Origin of the sequence: Vibrio sp. 99K-1 (assembly GCF_013114585.1) — a bacterium.
In the GTDB taxonomy this organism is placed as follows: Bacteria; Pseudomonadota; Gammaproteobacteria; order Enterobacterales; family Vibrionaceae; genus Vibrio; species Vibrio chagasii_B.
Genome location: NZ_VTXF01000006.1, coordinates 90,053 through 113,580, shown reverse-complemented (window position 1 = coordinate 113,580; position 23,528 = coordinate 90,053). Strand labels below are relative to the sequence as shown.

The 23,528-nt window shown below is 44.1% G+C and carries 21 protein-coding genes; 13 read left to right on the top strand and 8 right to left on the bottom strand.

The window, feature by feature from the left end; translation table 11 throughout:
- Window positions 1-27 precede the first annotated feature (27 nt).
- Window positions 28-990: an ABC transporter substrate-binding protein gene (locus tag F0228_RS06725; protein ID WP_171730515.1), complete on the bottom strand. Its 963-nt coding sequence runs from the start codon at window positions 988-990 to the stop codon at window positions 28-30.
- Entirely contained in the window at window positions 987-1,781 is a 795-nt protein-coding gene (locus F0228_RS06720; RefSeq protein ID WP_116871548.1) for an ABC transporter ATP-binding protein, read from the bottom strand. The genes F0228_RS06725 and F0228_RS06720 overlap by 4 nt, the downstream gene beginning before the upstream one ends.
- 353 nt (window positions 1,782-2,134) lie before the next feature.
- Here F0228_RS06720 and F0228_RS06715 point away from each other — a divergent pair, with 353 nt between their 5' ends.
- The 8 genes from F0228_RS06715 to F0228_RS06680 all read left to right on the top strand — a co-directional run bounded on the left by F0228_RS06715 (window position 2,135) and on the right by F0228_RS06680 (window position 9,682).
- Window positions 2,135-2,845, top strand: a complete 711-nt coding sequence (locus F0228_RS06715; protein WP_171730514.1) for an ABC transporter ATP-binding protein — start codon at window positions 2,135-2,137, stop codon at window positions 2,843-2,845.
- Entirely contained in the window at window positions 2,832-5,342 is a 2,511-nt protein-coding gene (locus F0228_RS06710) for an ABC transporter permease (protein WP_171762054.1), read from the top strand. The genes F0228_RS06715 and F0228_RS06710 overlap by 14 nt, the downstream gene beginning before the upstream one ends.
- Window positions 5,342-6,472, top strand: a complete 1,131-nt coding sequence (locus tag F0228_RS06705; protein ID WP_171730512.1) for a lipocalin-like domain-containing protein — start codon at window positions 5,342-5,344, stop codon at window positions 6,470-6,472. The genes F0228_RS06710 and F0228_RS06705 overlap by 1 nt, the downstream gene beginning before the upstream one ends.
- A gap of 473 nt (window positions 6,473-6,945) precedes the next feature.
- Window positions 6,946-7,359 carry an RDD family protein gene (locus F0228_RS06700; protein WP_105058445.1) on the top strand — a complete coding sequence of 138 codons (414 nt, stop codon included), beginning with the start codon at window positions 6,946-6,948 and terminating at the stop codon, window positions 7,357-7,359.
- Window positions 7,360-7,389: 30 nt separating this feature from the next.
- Window positions 7,390-7,800, top strand: a complete 411-nt coding sequence (locus F0228_RS06695; RefSeq protein WP_105058446.1) for a cytidine deaminase — start codon at window positions 7,390-7,392, stop codon at window positions 7,798-7,800.
- 110 nt (window positions 7,801-7,910) lie between these two features.
- The gene (locus F0228_RS06690) at window positions 7,911-8,288 is read left to right on the top strand and encodes a DUF4440 domain-containing protein (protein ID WP_105058447.1); all 378 of its coding nucleotides are present in this window, start codon (window positions 7,911-7,913) and stop codon (window positions 8,286-8,288) included.
- A 57-nt stretch (window positions 8,289-8,345) separates the two neighbouring features.
- Window positions 8,346-8,831, top strand: coding sequence for a GNAT family N-acetyltransferase (locus tag F0228_RS06685; RefSeq protein ID WP_105058448.1), 486 nt, complete (start codon window positions 8,346-8,348; stop codon window positions 8,829-8,831).
- 125 nt (window positions 8,832-8,956) lie between these two features.
- Complete coding sequence (locus F0228_RS06680; protein ID WP_105058449.1) at window positions 8,957-9,682, top strand: hypothetical protein; 726 nt, start codon at window positions 8,957-8,959, stop codon at window positions 9,680-9,682.
- A gap of 120 nt (window positions 9,683-9,802) precedes the next feature.
- Here F0228_RS06680 and F0228_RS06675 read toward each other — a convergent pair whose 3' ends face one another.
- From F0228_RS06675 to F0228_RS06665, 3 genes are all read right to left on the bottom strand, one after another.
- Window positions 9,803-10,597 (bottom strand): endonuclease, encoded by a 795-nt coding sequence (locus tag F0228_RS06675; protein WP_128165012.1) that lies wholly within the window; start codon window positions 10,595-10,597, stop codon window positions 9,803-9,805.
- Window positions 10,598-10,796: 199 nt separating this feature from the next.
- A complete protein-coding gene (locus F0228_RS06670; protein ID WP_116871277.1) occupies window positions 10,797-12,044 on the bottom strand; it encodes a hypothetical protein in 1,248 nt (415 codons plus the stop codon).
- A 209-nt stretch (window positions 12,045-12,253) separates the two neighbouring features.
- On the bottom strand, window positions 12,254-13,042 hold the full coding sequence (locus F0228_RS06665) for a helix-turn-helix transcriptional regulator (RefSeq protein ID WP_061032159.1): 789 nt from the start codon (window positions 13,040-13,042) through the stop codon (window positions 12,254-12,256).
- 99 nt (window positions 13,043-13,141) lie between these two features.
- On the opposite strand from F0228_RS06665, the gene F0228_RS06660 reads away from it, so the two are divergent.
- The 4 genes from F0228_RS06660 to F0228_RS06645 all read left to right on the top strand — a co-directional run bounded on the left by F0228_RS06660 (window position 13,142) and on the right by F0228_RS06645 (window position 17,239).
- Complete coding sequence (locus tag F0228_RS06660; RefSeq protein ID WP_061032158.1) at window positions 13,142-14,035, top strand: DMT family transporter; 894 nt, start codon at window positions 13,142-13,144, stop codon at window positions 14,033-14,035.
- A gap of 191 nt (window positions 14,036-14,226) precedes the next feature.
- Window positions 14,227-15,849, top strand: coding sequence for a peptide ABC transporter substrate-binding protein (locus F0228_RS06655; RefSeq protein ID WP_171730511.1), 1,623 nt, complete (start codon window positions 14,227-14,229; stop codon window positions 15,847-15,849).
- Between the two features lie 361 nt (window positions 15,850-16,210).
- On the top strand, window positions 16,211-16,714 hold the full coding sequence (locus tag F0228_RS06650) for an acyl-CoA thioesterase (protein ID WP_004737700.1): 504 nt from the start codon (window positions 16,211-16,213) through the stop codon (window positions 16,712-16,714).
- Between the two features lie 279 nt (window positions 16,715-16,993).
- Window positions 16,994-17,239: a hypothetical protein gene (locus F0228_RS06645; protein ID WP_032498029.1), complete on the top strand. Its 246-nt coding sequence runs from the start codon at window positions 16,994-16,996 to the stop codon at window positions 17,237-17,239.
- A gap of 587 nt (window positions 17,240-17,826) precedes the next feature.
- Here F0228_RS06645 and malG read toward each other — a convergent pair.
- The 3 genes from malG to malE all read right to left on the bottom strand — a co-directional run bounded on the left by malG (window position 17,827) and on the right by malE (window position 21,565).
- Window positions 17,827-18,717, bottom strand: coding sequence for a maltose ABC transporter permease MalG (gene malG, locus F0228_RS06640; protein WP_171762053.1), 891 nt, complete (start codon window positions 18,715-18,717; stop codon window positions 17,827-17,829).
- Window positions 18,718-18,728: 11 nt separating this feature from the next.
- On the bottom strand, window positions 18,729-20,300 hold the full coding sequence (gene malF / locus F0228_RS06635) for a maltose ABC transporter permease MalF (RefSeq protein ID WP_061032155.1): 1,572 nt from the start codon (window positions 20,298-20,300) through the stop codon (window positions 18,729-18,731).
- 80 nt (window positions 20,301-20,380) lie between these two features.
- Entirely contained in the window at window positions 20,381-21,565 is a 1,185-nt protein-coding gene (gene malE, locus F0228_RS06630; protein ID WP_061032154.1) for a maltose/maltodextrin ABC transporter substrate-binding protein MalE, read from the bottom strand.
- A 663-nt stretch (window positions 21,566-22,228) separates the two neighbouring features.
- Between malE and malK the strand changes: the two genes are divergently transcribed.
- Window positions 22,229-23,341, top strand: a complete 1,113-nt coding sequence (gene malK / locus F0228_RS06625) for a maltose/maltodextrin ABC transporter ATP-binding protein MalK (RefSeq protein ID WP_008215804.1) — start codon at window positions 22,229-22,231, stop codon at window positions 23,339-23,341.
- Window positions 23,342-23,528: the final 187 nt, after the last annotated feature.

Below are 23,528 nucleotides of genomic sequence, written 5' to 3'. Positions count from 1 at the left end.
TACTCTTTTCGATCATAACCTTGCCTGCTATTCAGAAACAAACGCGGCTGCAAGTTTCTCAATAGCATCAATATTGGCTGGCCCAGGGGTTAGCTGCTCATAACGCAATTTGACATAGCGACCAGCAGTCACCGCATTGGTGTATTTCATTAACGGATGAGCTTCTAGAAAACGTTGCAACGAATCGGCGCCACTTGCAGTTTGGTAGTCAAGAAGAATGATGACATCCGGGTTGGCGCTAGCCACATTTTCCCAAGAAGTTCGTGCCCAGCTGGCTTCCATATCACCTGTAATATTTTGTCCACCGGCTGCTTCAATCATTGCATTAGGCATTCCGTACTTACCTGAAGTAAAAGGCTTGTCTTCACCGGAATCAAACAGAAAGACTTTTGGACTAGGTTTTCCTGACGCTTTTTGTTGTTCAGCGACTTTTGCAATTCTCTCTTTCCAACTATTCACTAAAGCCTCGGCCTCTGACTGTTTATCGAAAATAACGCCTAGCTTTTCCATATCATCATAAAGTAAGTCCATGGTAGCGCCTTGCTTTTGGCTCTGAGTATGAATACAGCTTTCCGACAACACTAAAGTATCAATTCCATAGGGTTTCAGCGTTTGAGGCGTCACTTCTCCCCCTACTTTCATCCCGTAATTCCAGCCAGCAAAAAAGAAATCGGCATCCGAGGCAATCAATGTTTCTAATGACGGGTACTTAGGGGCAAGCTCTGGAATATCGCCTAAGCGTTGTTTGAATGAACCAGACATCTTGTACCAACCAGTAATGCCCGTCACACCCACCATGTCCTCCTGAAGGCCAAGAGCAAATGCCATATCAGCCATGTTTATGTCATGCACGACCGCACGCGAAGGGTGCTTCTCAATCGTTAGTGGGCTCCCGCAATTATCTACCGTAACCGGATATTGAGTGCTTGTTGCATGGGCAATAGATAAAGGTAAAAGACACAAAAGACTAGAAATTACAGGCCACTTCATTGGGCTGCTCCTATTAGAGATAAATTAGAGTGATTGGATGCAGCTTCAAAATGATGGATGGTGCTGCACATATTGGGGTGATTGAACGACAAAACTCGCAATCCAAAAACGGGAACCATATAGCGGTCTTGGATGACCGTATCTGGCGATGCAAATGTGACCATTTTTTGGTCAGACATAAGAAGAACTTTATCGGCAAATGGGGCGACTAAGGGCAAATCATGCAGAACGACAACTGATGCAATGCCGCGTTGTTTAATAAGGCTCAGAAGTTCAAGGCGAGCCAGAGGATCAAGGTGATTCGTCGGCTCGTCTAGCAATAAAAGCCTAGGCTCTTGTGCAAATGCTCGCGCAATACTTGCACGTTGTTGTTCACCACCCGATAACTCACCAAAGCTATGTTGGCTTTTATGTAATAGCCCAACATCTTCCATTGCCTGTTTAACTGCTCGCTTGTGCTCTTTCGCACTGCAGCAAAAAGTATGCGGCGTACGGCCCAAGCCAACATATTCAGAGACACTCAAACGGGGATCCACATGCTCATGTTGCGTAACCACCGCGACCTTTTTCGCTACTTGCTGCCTTGCTAGACTTTCAAGTTCGATACCAGACAACAACATCTCACCGGCAACGGCTTTGTACTCGCCTGTAATTCCTTTTAGTAAGCTAGACTTTCCACTTCCATTCGGCCCAATGATGGCAATACACTCCCCATCATTCACGTCAAATGTCACATCCGAGACCGCCCTCCAGTTTGCTAAACCATTGGCGCAGAGCCCCTTCACTGACAATACAGGTTTATTCAATTTCCCCACCGAGTATCAAAAAACAACTTTTGGTTATGTTATAACATAACAATAAATTAAAAATATAGTTATTAATAAATAATCTTAGGAGGTGCCAATCAACGCGAGAAACCCCAAGTACCCTAACCGAGCCTAGAGAATAACAACCTATTTAGGGGGTACTTATCCAGCTACCAACTGATCCATTCCTTCAACAATCAAGTACAAGTTACTAATAATTCGATATAAATCGCTCTAATTACTGAAATTGTCGTCTACAGTTTGAGAGAGTCTATCGTGATAGCAATCGCCAACACATAACACCTTTGGTGATCGTTTTTTGATTACAAGGAGAGGAAATGGAAAGCCCAGTTGTCACACTGCAACAGGCCAGTAAGAGCTTTATTGATGGCAAAGAGAGCCATCAAGTACTGGACAATATCGACTTCAATCTAGGGACTGGTGTCAGCGTTGCTTTGACTGGAGCAAGTGGCAGTGGGAAGAGTACTCTACTCAATTTAATTGCGGGCTTTGAACCACTTTCAAAAGGCGAGTTGTGGCTCGATGGTGAAAATACATCAGCGTGGAAAGACCAACATTGGAGCCGTTTCCGCCACCAAAAGCTCGGCGTTATCTTTCAGCAGTTCAACCTGCTCACCCCACTCAACGTAAAACAAAACATCGCCTTTCCATTGCATTTAAACCAACAGAAATGGGGAGCTTGGTGTGATTACTTAGTCGACGCATTAGGTATCAGTGAACTACTTAATAGACACGTATCAGCCCTATCTGGTGGACAACAACAGCGTGTCGCTATCGCTCGAGCGTTGGCTCATAAACCTAAACTTTTGCTTGCAGATGAGCCCACAGGCAACCTAGATCATAAAGCAGGGTTGGAGGTGATGAGATTACTAAGTGAGATCACAACACAAGGCAACACCGCTGTATTATTGGTGACACACAGCCCTGAATGCGCCGATTTTATGCAGAGACAGCTGGTCTTGGACAATGGAAGTCTCAAGCATATAGACCAAAACCAAGCCAGTGAGATGACTCATGCTCAAGGCTAATGCTACTAACGCGCCTACTCGCTTCAAGGTTGCGCACACCAAACTGACGCTAAACCTATTCGCGGCGCACTATCGTCAGTCACAATTGCAAGCCGCGGCGATCTTGATTGGCATTGTGCTAGCGGTCACCTTGTTTGTCGCAGTACAAGCCATCAACTTGAATGCCAAACGCAGCTATGCAGAATCCACCGAACAACTGAGCGCTCAGGCTCAGAACCTAATCATTCCACCAGCAGGACAAAACTACCTACCTGAGTCGCTCTACTTCAAGCTAAGACAAAACGGACTCAGCGCGGTACTACCTGTGATTGAAGGGCGTGTGAGAGACGAGCAAGGACGTCGTTGGTCAATCCAAGGTAGTGAGCTCATCGCCGCTCTTACCTCAAGAGCTCGCTACTCCAAAGAGAACGAACAAAGCATATCTCTTTTTGATAATGCACTTCCCCTACCTCAACTCTTAGCAGGCAAGCCCATAGTAATGATGAGCCAGTCGCAGCATCAAAGCTTAGACGAAGTGGAAACGCTGATCCTCGATGACATCGTTACCCAAGTGGTTGTGCTGCCTGATGAGTGGCAACTGGGGAGTCGAATGCTGATGGACATAGGATTCGCTCAACAACTGCTCAACAAACAAGGTCAACTGAGCTATATCGCCGTTTTTAATGTCGAGAACCAACCACAAGATAACTGGCAGAGTCTCATCGCAGAACAAGGGCAATGGATCACTAACAACCAAAGTACCGATCTCGGCTCAATTACCGACAGCTTTCACCTCAACTTAACTGCCATGAGCTTGCTGGCGTTCTTGGTAGGTTTGTTTATCGCTTATAACGGTGTGAAATACAGTTTACTGAAACGTAATCGACTACTGGTTCAAATTCAGCAAGCCGGTGTGGCACCAAGCATGGTATTTTCAGCTTTGCTTATTGAGCTTACCGTTCTGGTAACCCTAGGTGCTTCACTCGGTTTCATTTTGGGGATTCAATTGAGCCACTGGCTCCACCCCACCGTGGCGATCACGCTAGAACAACTTTACGGTGCAACACTTCTGCCTGGCACATGGCAGTGGTCATGGTTAGTTCAGGCCTTATTACTCACCTTAGCTTCCACGCTTGTTGCCTGTTGGCAGCACTTTAAACAACGCATTCAACAACCGCTCTCTTCTCATGGAGGCTTTTATCAAGCGCCAGAAGCTTCAAACGAAAACCAACTGTTTATCATCGGAATAACACTCACGGGTATCGCATTAGCTGGCTTGTGGTTTAGTGAACACCACCGCTTCACCATGGCGTGGCTTGGCGTGTTAGTGGTATCTATTCCTCTGTACCTACCTAAAACGCTCAGCGTATTAGCAAATTGGAGTGAACAGCGCACTCAGTCGGGGTTGATGCAGTACCTGTTTGCTGAATTGAGAGAGCTCATCTCTCCACTATCCCTTGCCATGATGGCGCTGCTTCTTGCTGTAACGGCTAACATGGGAATGAATACCTTGGTAGGCAGCTTTGAATCCACTCTAAAGCAATGGTTAGAACAGCGACTGCATGCCGACATTTATGTTAGCCCAGCTCAAGGTGAAATCGCCAACGTAGAACGTGCATTAGAGCAGTTTGAAAACGTTGAAACCGTCTATAAGCAATACTATGTCGACGATAACTTGCAAGGCTTACCCACATTACTCGGCACCAAAGACGAAGATACATTAGCGCAGACCATGGTGTTCCAATCTCAGCTTGATAACTTTTGGCAACGCTTCTATCAGGGTGAATTAGTAGCGATCAGCGAACCCACGGCGGTGAAGCTTGGTTTGTCTTTGAATAGCGAACTTAAGCTCGACTCTATTCCAAACAAATCACTAGTCGTCGGTGCTATTTTCCACGACTACGGCTCACCCAATGGCGAGGTATTGCTTGCCCCTAATTTATGGCTTGAAAGCGGTTTTACTACCTTGCCGACTAGCCTAGGGGTTAAAGTCTCTGGTGACCAACAACAAGTCTACGAACAGCTGCGCCAGCAATTGAACTTGCATCCAAGTCAGCTCTACGACCAAGCTCAGATCAAATCCCTCGCTTTAGACATCTTTTCACAAACCTTCGCCATCACTCGTGCGTTGAATGGCGTCACCTTGATGGTTGCCGTCATTGGCCTATTCTGTGCGTGTTTCATGTTACTCGATGCACGTAAGGCTGCTATCGCAAGGTTGTATGCACTTGGCGTAAGCCGCAAAAAGTTAATGGCGATGGTTCTCGGGCAAATAGTTGTGCTTGTGACCTTTACTTTGGTTATCGCCATCCCACTTGGTGCGATGGTTGGCTACGTGCTAACAGACATCGTCACCCTGCGCGCCTTCGGTTGGAGCTTAAATTACCAGTGGAACTGGATTGATGCGCTCAGCATATCCGTCATCACGATTGTTGTGGCGGTGATTGCAACACTCATTCCTCTATGGCGATTGGTCAGTAAGCCTGTGGTATCCAGTTTGCAAAGTGAGGTGTTGTAATGAACATTGGCTTGAAGAGTAAGTTAATCAGACTATCTGCCATCTCACTGGGTCTGCTATCTCTATGGGGTTGTGACAAGGTCGATCCGAATTCCGCACAAAACATGGGATCAATACTCGGCGGGAACAGCGAACAGCAGAGTGATCAATTCAGTCCCGTCATTAAAGGCGTTGAACTCACCTTCCCTGAAGACCATCAAGCGCACCCGAGTTTCCGTCATGAATGGTGGTACCTAACCGCAAATCTCATCGATGAAGACGGTAATGCTCTAGGCGTACAATGGACACAGTTCCGCTTTGCCGCAGATCCAGAAAACAGCGTCGAGCAAAACAAGTCAACCGCATGGCAAAGCCAACAGATCTACATGGCGCACAGTGCCGTCACCACCGAAGACAAACACTACGCCGATGAAAAATGGTCACGCGATCACGCAGAACTGGCAGGAGTAAACACATCACCATTTCGCGTCTATCTTGATGATTGGCAATGGACATCTTCTACTGATGACTTATTCCCTGCCACATTGGATGCTAACTCAGAGCAGTTTGGCTACTCGTTAACACTGACTAGCGACGCTCCCTACCAAAAACAAGGAGAGCAAGGCTACAGCACTAAAAGCAGCGATGGCAAAGTCGCTTCCTACTACTACAGCCAACCATTCATAGATGTATCAGGCGACGTGACGATTGATGGCGTGACGCATCAGGTTTCAGGCAAAGGTTGGATAGACAGAGAATGGAGCTCGCAGTTCTTACTCGACTCTCAACAAGGCTGGGATTGGTTTGCACTGAGACTCAGTGATGAAACGAGCCTAGTCGTATTCCAACTGCGAAACTCAGCAACAGGCGAAGCCAGTTATGCTCACGCAAGGCTGATGCAGCAAAATGGTTCTGGTACTGCCATTTCGCAGCAAGACATTACTCTCACTGCAACCAAACAAACAGTAATTGATGGGCGCGATTATCCAACAGAGTGGCTGGTTTCAATTCCAAGCCAGCAAATAGAACTGACAGTCTCGGCACTCAACCCAAACGCAAAAATGCCACTATCGGTTCCCTATTGGGAGGGTCCAATCTTAATTAAAGGAACACACTCAGGTACAGGGTATATGGAGTTGACCGGGTATTAGGTATGTCTGAGCAGTCATAAAGCAATGACAATAAAAAGACATGAATTAACCAGCCACCTATTCAAATCGAACGCTCTTGTCACAGCGTAAAGTCATATTCGCTACAACATCAAATAATTAAGTACAACCAAGTCAATAAGTTAAATCCACACCTAACAACGCAACCACTCAATAGTGAGATTCCGTTTTGTGAAGCGATCATGCATCGACGTCTGTTTAATAAATACTAACAAGTATAAGTTTTATATATATTACCAAGAGTAAAAACAACAAAAGCTAATAGCTTAATATTTGGCTACGCGGTTCATTCTTTACAGGCAACACCATCACGATTTTCAGGGTCATCATCCAAATTAATTGACCCTGTATGTTAGAGAGTATCGGTCCAAGGAGGTCACAGCGCGCTAAAACATAGCTAGGTGGACCTGACATTATCAAGCAACTCAAATATCCAATTCATATAAAGGGAAAAAGTGAAAAACAATAATGACAGTGTAATTACAGCGCATAAGCTAGCAAGCCCAGGGCGTCGTTATGTAGGGGAGCTCATCGATACTTTCATTAGTGCTATCATATTCATGCTCTTTCTTTCGTTAGGTAATTCAATCGGCTTATCTCAAGATATAACAGGTTGGTCAGCGAGCTTGATAGCAGCTTCGTACTTCCTACTTTCTGATGGTTTGCCGAGAGGTCAAAGTCTTGGCAAGAAACTACTGGGAATTTCGGTTATAGATTCGGTTACAGGAGAAAGTTGTAGTTTAACACAATCACTCTTTCGTAATTTGCTATCACCATTGCTTGGCATTATCGACGCATTTTTTATTCTTGGTAAAAAGAGGCAGAGAATAGGTGACAAGTTGGCGAAAACGGCCGTCATCATTAACTAGCTACAAACAGTGGCAGCTCGAGAGGATACTATGGAACAAGAAGAACAGGAGTTATATCACGCTGCCGTTGACCTGATTAAAAAACGGTATCCGCGAGGCTGGGGCGGGGCTGCGGCTGTAAGAACGGAAACAGGCAAAATTTTAACTAGTATTGCTCCCGATACGAAAAATGATGCACTTTCTCTTTGTATGGAGGTCGGCGCCTTTCTGGAAGCGCATAAATTGAACGAAAAAGTCACGCACTCTCTGTGTATCTGTCGAGAAGACGAGAGTAGTGAGTTTTTGGTGCTATCTCCTTGTGGAGTCTGCCAAGAAAGACTGGTTCATTGGGGAGGCGACGTTAAAGCAGCTATCTCAACAAAAGAGAATAAGCTGGTGTTCAAAACTATCCGTGAATTAATGCCACACCACTGGTCGTTAGTAAATGGAACCACTCTATAACAAAACGCTTATTACCAAGCCTCGAAGCCCCTAAGCACTCTATACAATGCTTCTAGGGATGGTACGTAACATGATAACTGGTAATTTGAAATCTACGCTAGGGAGCTCTATTGGACATTTTAATTCAGCAAGAAATCGATCTTCATCAATATGAAGTTCGACAAAACAACAATGATATTAAGCGTTTAATACATCCCGATTTTTCTGAAGTCGGTCGCAGTGGCGATAGCTATGACTTTATGTCTATCGTCAAAATGATGAGAGCAGAGGAACCTTCCACCTCAAAAATTCACTCACAAAACTACGAATGCCTTTTACTAAGCCCTTCGGTACACTTACTAAAATATCAGACTGCTTTGGTAAGTGAACTTGGTGATGTGAGTAACTATGCCAAACGTTGCTCTATATGGGTTTTGACTGAGGCTGGTTGGCAGCTTAAATATCACCAAGGCACACCATGTTTACCTTTCGATCTAACCTACAGTTAAGACATCGCATCTACCCCTTGAATCTCGATTTTATTTAAGTACATAGTAAGGAGATACATGATTAAACTTAGAGAAATGCGCCATGAAGAGTACCCCGCTTACTGCGACTATTTTATTGACGATTACAGCAGTGAAATAGCGAAAAACTATGGCCACTCTATGGAGCGATCCGTTGAGCTAGCTAAAAAAGATCTACATCGTTGCTTCCCGAATGGCCTTGAAGGAAACGAGCATTCGCTTCTTTGTATTGAAGCTCAGTTAAATGGACAAGCATGTCTCGTCGGCTACCTTTGGCACTCCATTAATACAGAAGATAAATCTACCTTCATCTACGACTTCTACGTATCTAATTTGTACCGAGGTGCTGGCTATGGAAAGCAAGCTCTGAGCCTATTAGAGCAGCAGCTTAAGGAGCATGGTATTGAACAAATAAAGTTGAGAGTTGCATACCATAATGAAAGAGCACTGAAGCTCTACCAAGCAGTGGGCTTCTCTATTACTGGTTTTAATATGTCTAAGAAAATAGGAGCTGTTGAAGCCTAAACCCACACAACCGAGTAATAGAACAGCTAAACATAATATTTGAGTGAGGATGAATTTAATCCACTCATCTCTATGGACTAAGTTCTGTACTTACCTGTTGTCTCAATAAGTATCGAAGGAAACCTGTGAGCGAAGATATTTACAGCAAGATGTGGCAACGCTTTAAAGTTGCATCTGAAACCGACCAATATGAACTAGATTCACATCTATTAGATCTCCCCAACGACACTCGAAGAGGGATCACTGCTCTAGCCTATCTAAAACAAGGCAACAATGCTCTTCTCGATGAAATAATGAGATTTCAAGAAGCTGTACACATACTCGAACCCGACCAATATTATCATCCTAGGGAGGAGTTGCATTTAACCATTCTTTCCATCATTTCATGCGTTGCTAACTTTGAAATAACTCAGGTTAATGCTCAATCCTACATTGAGGTTTTCAATAAAGTTGTAGGTTCAATTGCACCTATTGAGATTGAATATAAAGGCATAAGTGCTTCTGAAAACTGTATCATCCTCCAAGGCTTTCCTATAGGTAATGGACTTGAACAGTTCCGAAACAAGTTGCGTGAAGCGTTAGTAGAAGAAGGGCTACGAGTCACTTTCGATAGTCGATACAAACAGGTCACTGCTCACAGCTCTTTGATTCGCTTTAGATCACCAATCAATAATGCTCAGCGACTTTTTAACCTCTGTGAACAATATCGAAATCATACGTTTGGTCGGATTATTCTTAATGACTTCGAACTGGTTTTCAATAACTGGTACCAACACTTGGATATCACTCAATCGTTATCTAGAACCTGCATATCACTCAACACAAACACGAAGAGCATGGCTGAAGCTTAACGATGTTGCTTATCGATACACTAAGTGTTCTCTACTGCAAATAGCACTCACTAATAAAGTTTCCGCTAGATAAAAAGCCATCACTAGGATGGCTTCTTTGCATTGGCTTCAGTTTATATATCAACCGTTACAGCGGCTGTCATATATGTCATTTACCCAGCTTGGGTTATCAATGAACGGGTTACGGTTGCCTTGCCATTTAACGGCTTTTTCATGGCGATTACGTTCCCAATCATCGACAGGATCTGCGTTATGCCATTGTAGTAATGTGCACAGTTTTCCAACCTTAGGTTGCCCTGAAGAGCTCGACGTGTCGTCGACTAAGTACAAGTCAGGCATTTTTGCGTTATTTCCTTCATAGCGTACGGCCATGTAGAAAAGCGAACGGGCGGTATCCCCTTTCACTGCATCGCGAGGTTCAAAGCTGTCGTAATCCGTCTTGTTAAGCGGTGATTTTTTCAATGGCGCTCCACCAAAGTCGAAGTCTTTGTTCGAACGAATTGAGTTAATCTCTGCGTCGGTTGGTTGTAGGTGATGAATGTCAGTGTAACCCCACTGATCTTTGCGCTTGAAACCAAAAGATTTTGGCCAAAGGTGTTCACGGTTCCAAGCATTCTTGTCGTTGTTGCCTGATGATGTAAAGTCTTTGGATTGTGAACGACCGCTATAATACAAAATCACATTGTTCGGGTTATTCGGATCTTCGTTGGTGTCTTTCAATGCAGACCACACCTGAGTGTAAGTGAGTTGCTTTTGCCCGCGAGCAGCAATCACACCGAGCATATCTTTTAAGGCATTCCCACTTAGCCCCTCTGCTTCAAGGTAGTAACCATCAGGGTAGCTAGTATTAGCAAGCGCAACTGGACTAAGAGCCGTCGAAATCAGCAAGAGGCTTAGATTTAAACGCATTTTCATTGTTTTTATTATCCTTGTTATTGTTGTTATTCACCCACCATTTATGAGTGCCCCCATACTCTACAAAACACAATTTATATGCAATCGGTTTGTTTTGAAAATAATATGGGTGGTGCAATAAAATAGCCGAACGCATTCTTCATTTGCGTTCGGCTAATACTCATTTGATTAGGTTGTGGGGCAAAGTGCGACAGTAAACCTACTGCGTCAAGTCAGCTTTAATCTGGTCAACTTGATTCACCAGAGAAGTATCCTGGAAATATTCACGGTGTGTTTTTCCTAAGTACAGCTTCTTGTTTTTAACGCGTTGATCCAACTTATCTTTAATAACGGTGCCTTGTACCAACTTGTTGTTTAGCTCGTCGGCGATAGCAGAGCTGTCTGATACTTTGTTTCCTTTCGTATCATAATAACGAACTTTGCCGATATTCTTATCAAATGGGTCGCAATACGCAGCACCTAAGTCACCGTCACCAATAATGCGTTTGTATTGAGCTTCGCTGATTGGCTTCTCTTGATTTGAGACCAGCTGGCTTCCTCGAACACACCAGTTAATTCGAGTACCTACATCTGGGAAATACGCAGAAATTAAGTTAATGGCATAATATGTATCAGGGTCTGACGATTTTGACTTCCCATATCTATCAATCACCTTACCGCCCACAACTTGGTACTCAACTTTCCCATTGTCATAAGACTCCAAAAAGTAGCTGTTTCTAAACATCTTGCTGAAACTGACGTTATCAACAGAACGCCCGCTATCAGATTTAAAGCTTTTCAGTTGTTGTTTATGCTGAATACTACCCGTTGTAATGTTGGTCACGAGACCAATCACTGTGTTTTTCGCAGAATCAGTTTGCCAAGCGGTGTAGTTACTTATGTTTTGTTGAGGTGTGTTTGTAGTAGCATCGGCGTCAACACTGTACTTATAACGAAGCTCAGTAATGTCTTCGCCAACTTTGCTTTCTTTAGCATACGATTTGTAGCGGCGAGCTTCGCAATCTTGAAAATTTGCATCATAGTAAAAATAGCTGATCCAATCTTTTGCTTCGATCGTTTGCTTGGTGTTAACGATATTCTCTACTCTACCGTCTGCGAGATAAATGCCACGGAAGTCTTTAAGATCTTTTCGTTGCTTAGCCGATAGCCCCTTGTTGAATTCATCTTCCCAACCAATACTATAAATATTGAACAGGTTCAGGGACTTTTCGCACTGTTTGATATCAGTGCTACCAATGGTATTTTCCGAATACATAGCAGGTCTGCTAGCGAATTTCTTTGCTGCATCATCTTTGGGATCAGCCACGCTACCTTTGGCGGGAGTGACCGACATTTGAGGCACTACGGTTTGTTTCTTTTGAGTCGGGGGTGTCGAACCGCCGCCGCCACCTCCGCATGCAGTAAGTGTGGCAACTAACACTGATATGATTGAGATTTGGAACTTCAAGGTTTTCCTCGATACGTTGAGCAAGTGGTAAATAAATCATCACCGAATTACCGAAAGAAAACTAAACGCTTATATAACCAAATTAAAACCATAAAAGAATCAGGTCTAGAATCAAGCTAAAATCAATTGAGTTTAGCCAAATAAAACAATGGTTTAGATATAAAAATCATAACCTCCACACTGTTAATCGAAGGAATTAACTAAACCTATTACAACAAACGGTTCTTATACTGCTCTGGTGTTTGTCCTGAATACTTCTTAAACATACTGATGAAAGGGCTGGCTTGGTTGTAGCCTAACGTAAGCGCAACTTCTTTAACCGACTGCCCATTTCTTAGCAGATCCATTGAGTATAAATAACGAACGCGCAAGCGCCACTCGGTAAAGCTCATACCCAGTTCGCTTTGGCAGTGACGCGACAAAGTACGCTCGGTAGCATGTACTTTCTCCGCCCAATCTTTCAACGAAATCTCATCCGTTGGGTTCTCTTCTATCGCCGCTAAAATAGGCGCAAGGTACTTGTTGTCAGTAGACGGTAGGAAGTGGTGTTCAACTTGGCGCTCTGCGAGTTGATCCAATAAGACCTGGACCAATCTCTTGTCTGGTTCGGTTTGTGCGACGTTGATATCACGTTGACGAAAGTCATCAATAATCGAAGAGACTATCGGCGTGATCTTAATGAGGCTGGTCTTTTCTGGTAGGTGCTGAGTTAACTCTGGTGCGATATTCAGTGAACAGTAGTCCAAAGGTTTACGGTTATAGCTGCAATGCCTGACCCCTGCAGGTACCCAAATCGCAAGGTGTGGTGGTGCTAGGAAGCGCGTATCCTCTGCTTCCATTTCAAGAATCCCACCACTGATCAGTTGAACTTGTCCCCAAGGGTGACTGTGGACACGAGTTTCGGTATTCGATAAGAACGCTTCGAAATTCATAAATACGTTGGATGGTGCCTTATCAATTGATAAGGATGGGTGCAGGTTTCTTGAGTGTTTTTTCAATCTTGTCTTCCTATCGCGCCTGATGTCTTTTTAAAGATATCTGTAAGTATAACGACCTGTCAAACTAGCCGCATCAACTCATTTTGCGATGGAATTCACATGCATTATCTTTTACCTTTTTTCACAGTCTGTATCTGGGGTGCCAATGCGATTGTCAACAAGCTCGCTGCAAGCACCATCGAACCGAGCGCGATGAGTTTTTACCGTTGGTTTATTGCGATGTTAATTCTGACTCCTTTCTGCATTCGCTCGGTTATCAAACAGTGGCCAATCATCAAACCAAACTTATCCAAGCTGGCTTTCCTTGGCTTTCTAGGCATGGTGTTGAACCAATCTTTAGGTTACTACGCTGGCTTAACCACTTCCGCTTCGAACATGGCTTTGATTACATCATTAGTGCCATTGATCAGCGTATTTCTTAGCGTTCCACTACTTAACAAGTCGATTTCAAGTTTGAGTATTGTAGGCGGTGTGTTGTCTCTATCAGGCTTAGCGTTAATGCTTGGTAAAGGCGATCCCCTATTCTTCATCCATCAAGAGTTAACGCAAGGCGATGGCTACATGTTAATCGCAGCTTGTGTGTACGCTTCTTACTGCGTGTTGCTAAAACGTTGGAAAATGCCGATCAGCAACTGGGTAGTCATCTACATGCAAGGGATATTCGCGGTCGCGATGTTGGCACCACTTTGGTTAACGAGCGAACAACTCGTCCCTTCACAACAAGCTATTCCTTTGATTGCTTACGCAGCTATAGCGGCTTCCATTTTGGCACCTTGGATGTGGGTTAAAGCAATTGACACGATTGGCGCTGATTCAAGTGCGATGTTCATGAACCTAATGCCTGTCGTCGCGATTGTATTAGCATCGACATGGTTAGGCGAAGAGATTAACCAGTTCCATATCATTGGCGGTATCATGGTCGTTTCTGGTGTTATCCTTGCTCAAGTAAAAAGAAAACCGAGACTGGAAGCGCCACTACCTCAACAAAGTTAGGCAAAATTCCCATGCTTTAAGCTTCCTACACACGAACAAGTTTCACTTAAGAATGCCTGCGTTACTCCGCAGGCATTTTCGTTTTTTCATACCGCTTTCAAATTCCATTAATGCACACTTGCTGTATTGCAACCTTTGCCCGAGTCATGTTTAATGCATTGAGTACTGTTTAAGTTGTAAAAGGAATTACAATGACTCAACCAAAGCTACCTCTGATTATCTCATCACTTCTCGCACTCTCTTCCACTTCAGCTATTGCCGCTTCTGTGCCCTCTGGTACTTCACTCGCCAAAGAACAGCATTTTGTTCGTGGTAATGGTGCAGAGCCAAATACGCTAGACCCTAGCTTCGTCAACTCTGGCATGCCAGGAGACATTATCGTCAACGATATGTTCGAAGGCTTTGTTATCGAGAACAGCGATGGACAAATTATTCCAGGACAAGCTGAAAGTTGGACATTCAGCAACGGTGGAAAAACGGTCACATTCGTTTTAAAAGACGACCTTAAATGGTCAAATAGTGATCCTGTGACCGCAGCAGACTTTGTGTTTGGTTGGCAACGTGCCGTGTCTCCTAAAACGGGCAATAACACCGGTTTTGTTTTCTCGACGGCAAATATCGTCAACGCCAGTGAAATTCTAGCTGGAGACAAAGATCCCTCAGAGCTAGGGATTAAAGCACTCGACGATCGCACGGTAGAAATATCCTTATCGAAACCTACTCCCTACTTCATGAGTTTAATGAGTATTAAAACCTTCTTCCCTCTGCCAACTAAATTAGTAGAAGAGAAAGGAGAGCAATGGACTCGTGCAGAAAACATTGCGACCAATGGTGCTTACACTCTCAGTAAATGGGTTGCCAATGAATACGTCGAAGTGACGAGAAATCCAAACTATTGGGATAACGATTCAACGGTTATTAATAAGGTAACCTACCTAGGATTATCATCTCAAAACGCTGAGCTTATTCGTTATCAGTCTGGTGAGATTGATATGACCAATCGCGTACAGCTTGAGTACTACCAAAAACTTGTCAAAGAGAGCCCAGAGCAAATTAAAGCGCAAGCTTTGCTAGGTTCTTACGTCTACTCGTTCAATACGCGTCAGGCACCATTTGATGATGTCAGAGTACGTCAAGCACTAAGCATGGCCGTCGACCGTGAGATACTAGTAGATAAGGTAACAGGGCAAGGTGAACCCGAAGCCTACAGCGTGACACCGAATAATATTCCTAACTACACGGCGCCGAAATCAGTATTTGAAGCATTAAATAGTGTCGAACGCCAAGCCAAAGCGAAACAGCTACTTGAAGACGCTGGATACAACGGAGCAAACCCTCTGAAATTCACACTCACCTATAACACCAGCGAGAACCACAAAAAAATTGCCATCGCAATTGCCTCGATGTGGAAGCCTCTCGGGGTGAACGTTGAATTACAAAACATGGAATGGAAAGCATACGTCGCAGCAAAAGGAACCGGAGACTATCAACTTGCTCGTTCATGGGCATTTGGCGATTACCCAGAACCTTCTGCTCTTCTAGAAGCATTCACTTGCGATCACACTGCAAACGAAAGCGGTTTCTGTAATCCAGAGTACGATGAGCTTTTACAGCAAGCAAGCAAGACGGAAGATCAGGCTAATCGCTTTGCTTTATACCAGCATGCTGAGTCGATATTAAACGAATCTGCAGCAGTTATGCCTCTATATCACTACAATCACACTCGATTAGTGCGAAATACCCTCAAAGGCTTCCCAAACAACAATCCGAAAGGAAATATCTACGCGAAGGATCTATACTTCATACAACAGTAAAAGTGAGCTCAACAATAAAGACTTTTAACTACCACTTTGGTGGTAATGAAGATAGAATCACTTTAACGAACCAGATAAAACAACGGTTAGTTGGCTAACATTATAAAGGTACCGCGATGAGTACCTAACAGCTTAAAAACACCTAGCACTGCGCTAGGTGTTTTTTTTCAGTATCGAACTCCATGAGCCTAGTCCGCAGCCTCATAAGCCCAACAAACAACAACCTTCACCTGCTTGTCATCCGTTTGAAAAAATACTCGTAACCTTGAGATTATCCGCTTTAAATTATTTCGTCTTAAGTATATTGTTATTAGCAAGTAACACGCATGTTATGCAATAAAATAATAATGAAGGAAGACACATGAGCAGTAACAATAGCCGACAAGATGGTAAACGAGACGTTACTCTGCGTTTTTTAGCTGAACCCGGGGATGTGAACTTTGGTGGTAAGGTTCATGGTGGCGCAGCAATGAAATGGATCGATTTAGCGGCCTATGCTTGCTCTGCAGGATGGAGTGGCAAATATTGCATTACAGCCTACGCTGGTGGTATTCGATTTGTTGCCCCAATCCATGTAGGTAACTTGGTAGAAGTAAGTGCAAAAGTCATCTATACCGGTTCCTCTTCTATGCATATTGCTATCGATGTACAAGCCAGCGATCCTAAAGAATTGAATAACCGACTAACCACTCACTGTATCGTTATTATGGTTGCGGTGGATGAAAATGGTAACCCGACTAAAGTCCCAGAATGGATTCCAGAAACACCAGAAGACATCGAACTAAGAGATTCAGCTATTCGCCTCATGAACATGCGTAAGCAGATCGGTGAAGAGATGGAAGCGCACGTGAAGTACCTGAAATAAGGTTAATCATTAGCCCTACAGTATCATTTAACAGCTATTTTTCAGCCCAAATAGTTTCAATGCCAGGTACTCGCTTGGCATTCGTTTATCTAACCCTACCTTCCTATCTAATAAGCCCCAAAAGCACTCTGTTACGGCCATAGAGCGTGATTCTCTGCCAACACTTAGAATGAATTGCCCTAAGCTCAATGATTTATTTTGACTGTAATAAAGTCGTCATTTTGCTCTGGTTAAATACCGCCAATCATAATGGATGTATTAAATTTCCCGGAGCCACACTTGAGCGTCACACGCCCCACTCTTAGCGAAGCTACACTGAACAATTTGAAGGCTGTTGAGTACCAATGGGTTAGAACTTTGTACGTCGAAGGCTACGACAGTAATGAGATCAACCACTACATCCAAACCTGTTTCGGCGGTGACTCGACATTTGCGGATCTGTTTCGTCGCGTGGCCTTGGACCAAGAAAGTATCTATGTATTACTGCAACACCTTGGATGCGCTCCTTCAAGTAAAGAGTTCTGACTCAATACTCAACCAAACACTTCACAAAACTAATATCCAAAACACCTTATATAAGCACGTGAAATAACGAGTAAAAGCTCTAAAAGGCATAACTGTGTCTATGTCCTTTTTTTATGCAATATCTATAGTTGTTGCATACAAATCATTGAAGTATCACGCAATGGAATATTAGCAATATATCAATAGACTATTAGCCCCTTATACTGAATGTCTGATTTGTGAGACTAGTTCATTTCCTCAAGTAACCGAGATGATGCAGTCAATGTTTAGGAGAGATGTGACTCGAAACTTTGAATACTCAAGCCGTTGTAAACATAACAATCGCGCTGGGTAGACAGTGAACGAGCAAAGCTGACACAAAGGCAAGATTAAAAACAGCAGGCATAAAAAAACCCAAGTAAATACCTGGGTTAGAGTTACAAAAACCACTAATCATTAATAGCGTAAGGAACCTGATTAGTAGCCAGCTATGCGTAACCTGAGGGTTATTTTTATTACTGATCGGCGGCCAAACCAAATGATGTAATAAAAATGCCAATATAGAGCGACCACGAAGGTCGCTCTTTTTCTTTCTTATAGGATACAGCTTATCCTTTTACACCACCTGCCGTCAAACCGCCAACTAACCAACGTTGAGCAAGTAAGAACACGATAGTGATAGGAAGCGCTGAAAGCACAGCCGCTGCCGCAAAGTCACCCCATAAGTAGTTTTGAGGGTATAGGTATTGCTGCATACCTACTGCTAGCGTGTAAGAGTTCACATCAGTAAGTAGGATAGACGCTACTGGAACCTCACCAACTGTCGCAATGAAAGATAGGATAAACACAACTGCTAGAATTGGCACAGACAGCGGTAGTAGAACCAGTCTGAATGCTTGCCATGGCGTAGCACCGTCTAGTGCTGCCGCTTCTTCTAGAGAGTTATCAATCGTCTCAAAGTAGCCTTTAATCGTCCATACGTGCAGTGCGATACCGCCTAAGTAAGAGAAGATCAAACCACCGTGCGTATTCAAGCCTAAGAACGGTACGTATTGTCCAAGTTTGTCGAACAGTGCGTAAATTGCCACAAGAGCCAATACCGCAGGGAACATTTGGAAAATCATCATCGCTTTCAGGATTGTGTTCTTACCTTTAAAGCGCATACGAGCAAACGCGTAAGCTGATGTCGTAGACAGTGCCACAATCAGAATCGATGTAATACCTGCAACTTTCACAGAGTTCCACAACCAAGTCAGTACTGGGAATGGTGGTGCAGTTACCGAACCATCAGCATTCGTTACTGAGATACCTAGTGCAAGTTTCCAGTGCTCCAGAGATGGGTTATCTGGAATCAAGCTACCTGTTGCGAAGTTACCTTCACGGAACGAAATTGCGATGATCATCAGTAGTGGGAAGATAATCATTGCCAGGAAACACCACAACAGTGCATGTGTTGCCCACACTCGGTATTTAAGGCCTTTACCTTGTATCATAGCCATTGTCGTGCTCCTTAATCTTGAGACAGTTTAGTGAAACGAAGGTTTAGTAACGCTAGTGCACCAACCAAAAGGAAGATAAGCGTCGCGATAGCACTTGCTAGACCAAAGTCTTGACCGCCGCCGCCTTCGAATGCAATTCGGTAGGTGTAGCTTACAAGCAAGTCTGTGTACCCCGCTGGCTCAGAAGTACCAATCATGTTCGGGCCACCGTTTGTCAATAATTGAATCATTACGAAGTTGTTGAAGTTAAAGGCAAACGCTGCAATCAGTAGCGGTGTTAGCGGCTTAATCATCAATGGGAACGTGATACGCTTGAAGTTATCCAAGAAGTTCGCACCATCGATTGCTGACGCTTCGTATAGGTCATCAGGAATCGCTTTAAGCAGACCCATACACAGAATCATCATGTAAGGGAAACCTAGCCATGTGTTTACAATCAACACCATGGTTTTCGCAAGAATCGGGTCAGAGAACCAGTTCGGGCTTAGACCGAAGATATTCTCAAGTACCATGTTGATCTCACCAAAACTCTGGTTGAATAGACCTTTAAAGATAAGAATCGAGATAAACGCTGGTACTGCGTAAGGCAGAATCAGTAGAACTCGGTAAACGGAACGGCCTTTCAGCTCTTCCCACTGTACGATGTTTGCAAGCACAAGGCCGATAACCAGTGTGAACGCAACTGTACATACAGAGAAAATAACCGTCCAAATGAAGATACTAATGAAAGGTTCTTTAATACCGTCATCTTTCCACACACGCTCAAAGTTATGTGTGCCGATGCCAACTACAAAGCCAGGTGAGATTGTGTTGCCCGTAAATTCGCCATTTGCGTCAACAGGTTGATAGAACCCCACATCCATATTTGGCTTTAGAACATCACCGGTTTCATTATTAACCAGTGTTTCACCATCTTCTTGAAGTGTATAAAGCGGAGCAACTGAAGCAAACTTACGTAAGCCACTCATGCGGATGTCATCACCGTTTGGCAGGTGGAAATCAACACCGCTGATCGCTGCTCTATTTTGGATGATCGCTTTGATCTTCTCTTTTTCACCTTGAGTCGATTCGATAACTGATAGGTCCATGTCTGTCGCTGTCATACCTTCTAAAGAAAATACGTCAGTCGCTAACAGTTGATCGCCATCTTTAACCACGATCTGGTGGCCGTTATCTGTTTTGTACAAAGTGAATGGGTAGCTTTCGCCGCTTTGGAAAGAGCGGTCTAGAAGAACGGTTTGTGTACGCTCTAGAGAGAGTTGGTTTTTTGCGCTGTAGTTAGTAAACGCGAGCCCTACGGTGTATGCCAATGGGAAAAGAATGAACAGAATCATTCCGGCAATACCTGGGTAGATATAACGGTGGGCGTAAGTTTTCTTACTACCAAAAATGTAAAGTGCCAAAGCCGTTAAGATCACAGTAAGCAATGCAAAAGCAAGCTCACCGCGAGAATACATTAGAATTGTAGCGTAGCCGTTAATTAAGCCAACGCTACCAAGCAACCCCCATTTGATGAAGACGCTTTTACTGCCTGGAAGGCTTGATGGTGCTGGGATAGCATCTGTACCTTGAACTGACTGCATAGAGGAACCTGCTAGCGATATAGATAAAAATTGAAAAGTAAGGAGAGGTTGCCCCCTCCTTAAAAGGTAGTGCTTAGTTATTACTTAGTCATGCGAGATTCAGCACCTTTCAGTGCTTGGTCTACTGTTTGACGACCATCAACTACGTTGCCGATCGCTTCTTCCATGCTGTACCAGAACGTTGTGAACTGAGGGATGTTAGGCATGATTTCGCCGTTCATCGCGTTGTCCATTGTTGCTGCGATACGAGTGTCGCTGTCTAGTTGACGTTGGAAAGAGTTTAGAGCAACAGCGCCTAGTGGCTTGTCGTCGTTTAGGCTCTTCATACCTTCATCAGTCAGAAGGTAGTTTTCCATGAACTCAACCGCTAGGTCACGGTTTGGAGAAGCTGTGCTGATACCACCAGCCCATACGCCAACGAAAGGCTTAGACGCTTTACCGTTGAATTTAGGCAGTGTTGCTACGCCGTAGTCTACGCCAGCTTTCTCGATGTTTGCCCAGCCCCAAGGACCGTTGATAGTCATTGCAACGTTACCCGCAACGAATTCAGACTCAGCTACTGAGTAGTCCATGTCTGCTGAGATAACTTTGTCTTGTACCATCTTCTCGATGAAACCTAGAGACTTCTGAACACCATCAGTCGCTACGCCCGCATCTTTAATGTCGTAACCTTCTGCAGTCTGTTTGAATGCGTAACCGCCGTCAGCTGCTAGTAGAGGCCATGTGAAGTATGCGCCACCACGTAGAGGCCACATGATCGCTTTCTTGCCTTCTTTTTGAAGTTCAGCGTTAAGTGCTGGGATCTCTTCCCAAGACTTAGGTGGGTTAGGAACAAGTGCTTTGTTGTAGATTAGAGAAACTGACTCAACAGCAACAGGGTATGCGATTGTCTTACCTTCGTAAGAAACTGCGTCCCATGCGAAGTCTACGATACCTTCTTTTGTCTCTTTAGAAGGTTTGATATCAACAAGAAGACCTGCTTCCGCGAAACCACCGAAACGGTCGTGTGCGTAGAAAATCATATCTGGGCCGTCACCAGCAGCTGCAACTTGAGAGAACTTCTCTTCTAGTTTGTCAGGGAAAGCTACTGTTACTTTAACACCAGTATCTTCTTCAAAGCGTTTGCCTACTTCAGCCATGCCTTCGTAAGCTTTGTCACCACCTACCCAGATTGTTAGTTGTCCTTCTTCGATAGCAGCGTTTGCACCAAAAGAACCCAGAGCAACTAATGTACCTAGAGCTACAGCGCTTAGAGCGTTTTTCATGTGAATATCCTTTTTATATTTATACGTAGGGCACATCTAACAAGACGAGCCAGTTTTCGACGGTTATGATCTGAGAAAACAGCCCCTAGCTCATCATCCTAGCCACTACGCCCTAGCTATTATGGCTTAAATTCGTGATCACCATCCGGTCAGATTAGAGACTAGAATCACAAAACACATACTCATCGTGATCAGCATCACCGTTATGCGGTGGATTTATTTGAACTGGATCGCCAATTATTATTAAACCCCTATATCTACTCCTCCCCTCCTACTCCCCCTAGTTAATTTTCCATTAGGAGGATGTACGCTTACGCTAATTCACCGAAACTGCATCCATCCAAGAGTGGATAGTAAGAACCCTTTACCAGCGAGTGTTGTGTTTCATACATAATGCATTAAGTTGGCTTCACTGCCCGCTGTTGTCTTTATTAAGCATCGAGCTAAATCTGTGATGGAATCACGGGGGAGGTTTAGCTGGATGTGGGGGAAATAGGCACCAGTTTGGCTATGACGGGTGGGCTTGGTTACAGAATCCAAGTCTCACCCACTTTTTTCTTACTCACTCAATACTTACCAATTCCTACAGTTACTGCTGACCCAAAAATTTCTTATAATGATAAGCAGTAAAACTTAAAATTTGATCGATCGAGGACAAGCTAGATGGCGAGTGTCACGTTAAAAAACGTTTATAAATCATATGGTGATGTACAGATTTCTAAGGACGTAACCTTAGACATCAACGAAGGTGAATTCGTAGTATTCGTTGGACCATCAGGTTGTGGTAAATCGACGCTATTACGTTGTATCGCAGGTCTAGAAGACATTACGTCTGGTGATTTGTACATTGGCGATCAACGCATGAACGACGTTGAGCCATCTAAGCGTGGCGTAGGTATGGTGTTCCAATCATACGCGCTATACCCTCACCTAAACCTTTACGACAACATGTCTTTCGGTCTTAAGCTAGCGAAAGCGGACAAAGCAGAAATTGATAAGCGTGTTGAGCATGCGGCTGAAATCCTACAGCTTGGTCACTTACTAGAGCGCCAACCTAAAGCACTTTCTGGTGGTCAACGCCAGCGTGTTGCAATTGGGCGTACTCTGGTTTCTCAACCAAACGTATTCCTACTGGATGAACCGCTATCTAACCTAGATGCTGCTCTGCGTGTTCAAATGCGTTCACAAATCACTAAACTACAACGCCAGCTTGGTTGCACCATGATCTACGTTACCCACGACCAAGTGGAAGCGATGACAATGGCTGACAAAATCGTTGTACTTGATGGCGGTTACGTATCTCAAGTTGGTAAGCCACTTGACCTATACCACTACCCTCAAAACCGTTTCGTTGCTGGCTTTATTGGCTCGCCGAAGATGAACTTTATGTCTGTACACATTGAACAAGCGGAAGCAGAGCGCGTACTGGTACAGCTTTCAAACGGCATGACTTTCTGGATCCCTGTTGATGGTACAACCGTTAACGTTGGTGACCGCATGTCACTAGGTGTTCGTCCAGAGCACTTGATGTCTGCAGAAGCGGGCGACGCAACGATTGAAGGCGAAGTGATGATTGTTGAGAAGCTAGGTAACGAAACTCAAGTTTACCTAAACCTTGAAAGTGCAGATGCTGATGTTATCTACCGTCAACCAGACACACTAACGGTTGAACCGGGCGACAAGCTTGCTATCGGTATCCCAGCGCACCGTTGTCACCTGTTCCACAGCGATGGCAAAGCATGTCGTCGCCTGTACAAAGAGTACGGCACTGAATAAGCGCTAAGCCTTTAAGATATAACTTGCCCAATTCAAATCCCTCTTACGCTGTAAGGGGGATTTTTTCTTTAGATTCGACCTGTATCAGTAAGCAATAAAAAAGGCCTAGCGTGTGCTAGACCTTTATCTGTTTAGTTTGAGCCTCAGCTCAACCAATCATTTAACGCTGTAACCCAACAACTAGGTT